The 3,730-nt window shown below is 67.4% G+C and carries 5 protein-coding genes; 3 read left to right on the top strand and 2 right to left on the bottom strand.

What is annotated here, in order from left to right; all coding sequences use genetic code 11:
• The coding region (locus tag D7V77_RS40930) for a hypothetical protein (protein ID WP_147452336.1) at positions 1-250 on the bottom strand (250 nt) is incomplete at its 3' end.
• Between the two features lie 212 nt (positions 251-462).
• Here D7V77_RS40930 and D7V77_RS40925 point away from each other — a divergent pair.
• Positions 463-1,311 carry an RDD family protein gene (locus D7V77_RS40925; protein ID WP_120581589.1) on the top strand — a complete coding sequence of 283 codons (849 nt, stop codon included), beginning with the start codon at positions 463-465 and terminating at the stop codon, positions 1,309-1,311.
• On the opposite strand, the gene D7V77_RS40920 is transcribed toward D7V77_RS40925, so the two are convergent.
• The gene (locus D7V77_RS40920) at positions 1,253-1,771 is read right to left on the bottom strand and encodes a hypothetical protein (RefSeq protein ID WP_120581588.1); all 519 of its coding nucleotides are present in this window, start codon (positions 1,769-1,771) and stop codon (positions 1,253-1,255) included. The genes D7V77_RS40925 and D7V77_RS40920 overlap by 59 nt on opposite strands.
• A 103-nt stretch (positions 1,772-1,874) precedes the next feature.
• Between D7V77_RS40920 and D7V77_RS40915 the strand changes: the two genes are divergently transcribed.
• Together D7V77_RS40915 and D7V77_RS40910 are read left to right on the top strand one after the other, a co-directional pair.
• A complete protein-coding gene (locus D7V77_RS40915) occupies positions 1,875-2,933 on the top strand; it encodes a lipopolysaccharide assembly protein LapB (protein WP_169822684.1) in 1,059 nt (352 codons plus the stop codon).
• A gap of 27 nt (positions 2,934-2,960) precedes the next feature.
• Positions 2,961-3,730 (top strand): FHA domain-containing protein (locus D7V77_RS40910; protein ID WP_147452335.1); only part of this gene is annotated, 770 nt, incomplete at its 3' end.

Raw genomic sequence — 3,730 nt, 5'->3', positions numbered from 1 at the left:
CGCCCACCCCGGTGAGGATGCCCGGGGACTCCGTGGGCGCGTCCGGCCGGGCACGAGGCAGCAGCGTCAGCGACGCCGTCATCAACGCACCCAGGAGGTAGAGGTACGGCAGCGCCTGGGACTCGAAGCGCGACAACACCAGCGCGTTCGCGGACGTCTTGAGCTGCGTCACTCCCGCGATGAGCGCGAACTGGAACGCACCCGCCGGCAGGACGCGGCGGTTCCAGGATGAAGGTTCAGAAGGGGCCACGGGCGCGGGAATGCGGACAGGATAACGTGGAGCCCGCTATTCACGAATAACACTCTTCAGGTCCCGCGAGCATCCACCCTCCCGTCGCAGTCGGCCGCCCGCCTGCCCGGCGTCGGAGCCAGACTCCGGACTGGGAGTCCTTGCGGCCCCCACGGAAGGACACTCCTGTGAGCCCCACGGAACGCCGGCCGCGTGGCGTACACTCCGGCGCCGTGACGCCCACCCCCGACACCCTGCTCGACGGCACCCACACGGTGCTGACCCCGGAGTACGTGGAGTTCCGCTTCACGCTGGCGGGGGTGTACTCGCGCTTCCTCGCGTGGCTGATGGACGCGCTCATCGTCGGCTTCGTCGCGATGGTGGTGCTGCTGGTGTTCCAGGTGGCCATGGCCGCGTTCCCGGGGTTCGCCAGCGCGCTGGGCATCGTCGTCTACTTCCTGGTGGACTGGGGCTACGGCATCACGCTGGAGACCGTGTGGGCCGGCCAGACGGTGGGCAAGCGCGTGATGTCCCTCCGGGTCATCCAGGAGAGCGGCGTGCGCATCGGCTTCTACCACGCGGCCCTGCGCAACCTGGCGCGCGTGGTGGACCGGCTGCCGCTGCTCTATCTCGTGGGCGGCTCGGTCGCGCTCGTGTCGCGTTCGCACCAGCGGCTGGGGGACCTGCTGGCCGGCACCATCGTCGTGCGCGAGCGGCGCCTCAAGATGCCCTCCGCCCTGGAGACGCGCGGCGAGGAGGGCCTGCTGGCGGATCCGCTGTTCGTCTCGCGCGTGAAGCGGCTGTCCACCGAGGAGCGGGAGCTGGTGCTGTCCGCGGCCCTGCGCCGCGAGGAGCTGCGGCTGGAGGCCCGGCTCACGCTGTTCTCCGCGCTGGGCGCACGGCTCCAGGACTCGCTCGCCATGGAGAAGCCCGCCCACCTCTCGGACGAGAAGTGGACGCTGCTCGTCGCCGCCGCCCTGCTGCCCGCCCCGGCGGCTCGCCTGGGGCGGCCCACGTCCGGACCTAGAAGTACGTCGCCAGGCCCACGGAGCCCGTCAGCGACGTCTGCGTATCCTCGTTGAGCGCGATGTAGAAGTTGTACTGCGCGCGCACGCCCAGGCTCACCGAGTCGCTGAGGAAGAAGTCCACGCCCGCGTTGGGCCCGATGCCCACGAAGTTGCTGATGCTCTCCTTGAACACGATGAGGTAGCTCACGTCCGTTCCGATGTACGGGCGGATGGTCTCCTCCAGCAGCAGGTAGCGGATGCCCAGCGACGGCGCCAGGCCCACCACGCGCTTCTCCGGCGTGGAGAAGGTGTCCGTCGGGAACATCAGCTTCGACAGCGAGACGACCTCGAAGCCGTTCTCGATGTAGAGGCTGCCCTCCAGGCCGATGAACGGCGTCCCCGCGAGGCCCGCGGTGCGCTTGAAGTCCATGTAGCCCAGCGACAGGCCCAGACTCCGGTTGGAGAACTGCGCGTGAGCAGGAGCCGCGCCCAGCAGGGCAGCGAGCAAGCCGAAAGCACAAAGGTAGGTACGCATGGCGAGGCACTCTACAGCCGGCCTAACCCCTGGAAAACAGCGCTGATTCAGCACAAGCCCGGCGTTGCCTCACGGGGTGGCGCTCTCCTACACTCGGCCGGCCATGCGTCTTCGCCTCTTCCTTACGCTGACCGCCGCCGTTTCCCTCTCCACCACTGCCTGTCTCAGCACGCCGCCCCCGCACGAACGGGCGCTCATCAACAATGAGCTTTGCGCGCAGGAGATGGCCAACGGGGACCTGCAGAAGGCGGAGACCTACTGCAACCTGGGCCTGGAGTTCTCCCCCCAGTACGCGGACCTGTGGGCCAACAAAGGCCTCATCGCCATGTACTCGGGCAACAAGGGCAAGGCGAAGGAGTTCTTCATCAAGGCCCTGCGCTTCAACCAGGAGCACCTGCAGGCCTACCAGAACCTGGGCGTCCTCTACCTGGATGAAGGCGCCTACGGAAAGGCCCACGACAACTTCAAGCGCGCCCTGCAGGTGAACCCGGACAACCTGGAGTCGCGCTACGACCTGGGCCTCACCTACATGAAGATGGGCAAGAAGAAGGAGTCCAAGAAGGAGTTCGACACGCTGCTCGCGGTCAACCCCAACGTGGCCAACGCCCACCACAACCTCGGCATCATGGCCTACGAGGAAAAGGACCTGGAGACGGCCTTCGAGCACATCTCCCAGGCCGCCCAGCTCACCCCGGACTCCTCGGAGGTGTGGCACGACCTGGGCACGGTGCTGATGGAGCAGAGCCGCTTCGCGGAGGCCCGCGAGGCCTTTGGCAACTGTGCCCGCCTGGATGAGAAGAACTCCAGCTGCCTCAACAGCCTCGCCGTCGCCCAGCGCAAGGTGGCCCTCACCGACTCCGCCCTCAAGGAGCTGAAGGACACCCAGACGGCGGAGAACAGCGCCCCGGCCATGTACCTGCTCGCGCGCCAGTACCGTGAGAAGGGCCTCCTCGCGGAGGAGGAGAGCGCCTACCGCAAGTGCGTGAAGCTGGATGCCAAGTTCGCGCCCTGCCACTTCGGCCTCTTCCAGATCTTCTCCGAGGCCCACAAGCAGACCCACGCTCAGACGGCGTGCAAGAACTTCATGAAGTTTGGTACCTCCGAGGAATTCCCCACCGAGTACACGACGTGTGAGAGATTCCTCGCCAACGACTCGTTCTAGCCGTCCCTTGGGGTAGCGACACACGCGATGAGCGTCCGTCTGACCGTCACACAGCGCAGCGAGGCCGGAGGCGCCTCGGGCCAAGAGGTCGTCCTCGACGACTCCGTCATCACCCTGGGGCGGGACAAGACCTGCCAGGTGGTGCTCCCGCAGCAGGCGGTGTCGCGCAACCACGCGCGCATCATCCAGGAGGGCACCCTCTACTTCCTGGAGGACCTGGGCAGCGCGTACGGCACGAAGATCAACGGCAAGGCGCTCCCCAAGGGGGAGAAGGAACTGCTGCGCAACGGCGACGTCATCGCCATCGCGCAGTACGACGTCCGCTTCGACAAGGTCGTGGAGATCGCCCCGGACGTCAGCGACAAGACGTCCTTCCTCGCGCGCGGCATCTTGAAGGACGCGATGCGCGGCCTCGCCGGCGGCGAGGAGCGCTTCCTGCGCTACATGAACGGCCCGCGCGAGGGCCAGCGCATTGAAATCTCCGAGGCCCAGGAGCACGTCTTCGGCCGCGACGAGAAGGAAGCCGACGTCATCCTCAAGGACGACCTCGTCTCCCGCAAGCACGCCAAGGTGCGCCGCGACTGGTCCGGCACGCACGTGGAGGACCTGGGCAGCCGCAACGGCATCAAGGTCAACAAGAAGCGGGTGAACCGCAAGGCGCTCAAGGACGGCGACGAGCTGGAGATTGGCGCCACCCGCTTCGTCTACGTGGACCCCGCCGAGCCCCCTGACGAGCCCGCGGTGAGCCTTGCCGCGGAGAGCTCCGCCGTCGTCCCGGCACCCTCGCCCCCACGCCC

This window comes from Corallococcus sp. CA041A, from assembly GCF_003612075.1.
In the GTDB taxonomy this organism is placed as follows: domain Bacteria; phylum Myxococcota; class Myxococcia; order Myxococcales; family Myxococcaceae; genus Corallococcus; species Corallococcus exiguus.
Note: the sequence above shows the minus strand (reverse complement) of the source record. Positions and strands in the feature narration are given on the sequence as shown.

What these genes read in the sequence shown, in the direction of transcription:
- D7V77_RS40915 (WP_169822684.1), top strand. Translation starts at nt 1,875, where the DNA reads ATGCGTCTTCGCCTCTTCCTTACGCTGACCGCCGCCGTTTCCCTCTCC.
- D7V77_RS40920 (WP_120581588.1), bottom strand. Translation starts at nt 1,771, where the DNA reads ATGCGTACCTACCTTTGTGCTTTCGGCTTGCTCGCTGCCCTGCTGGGC.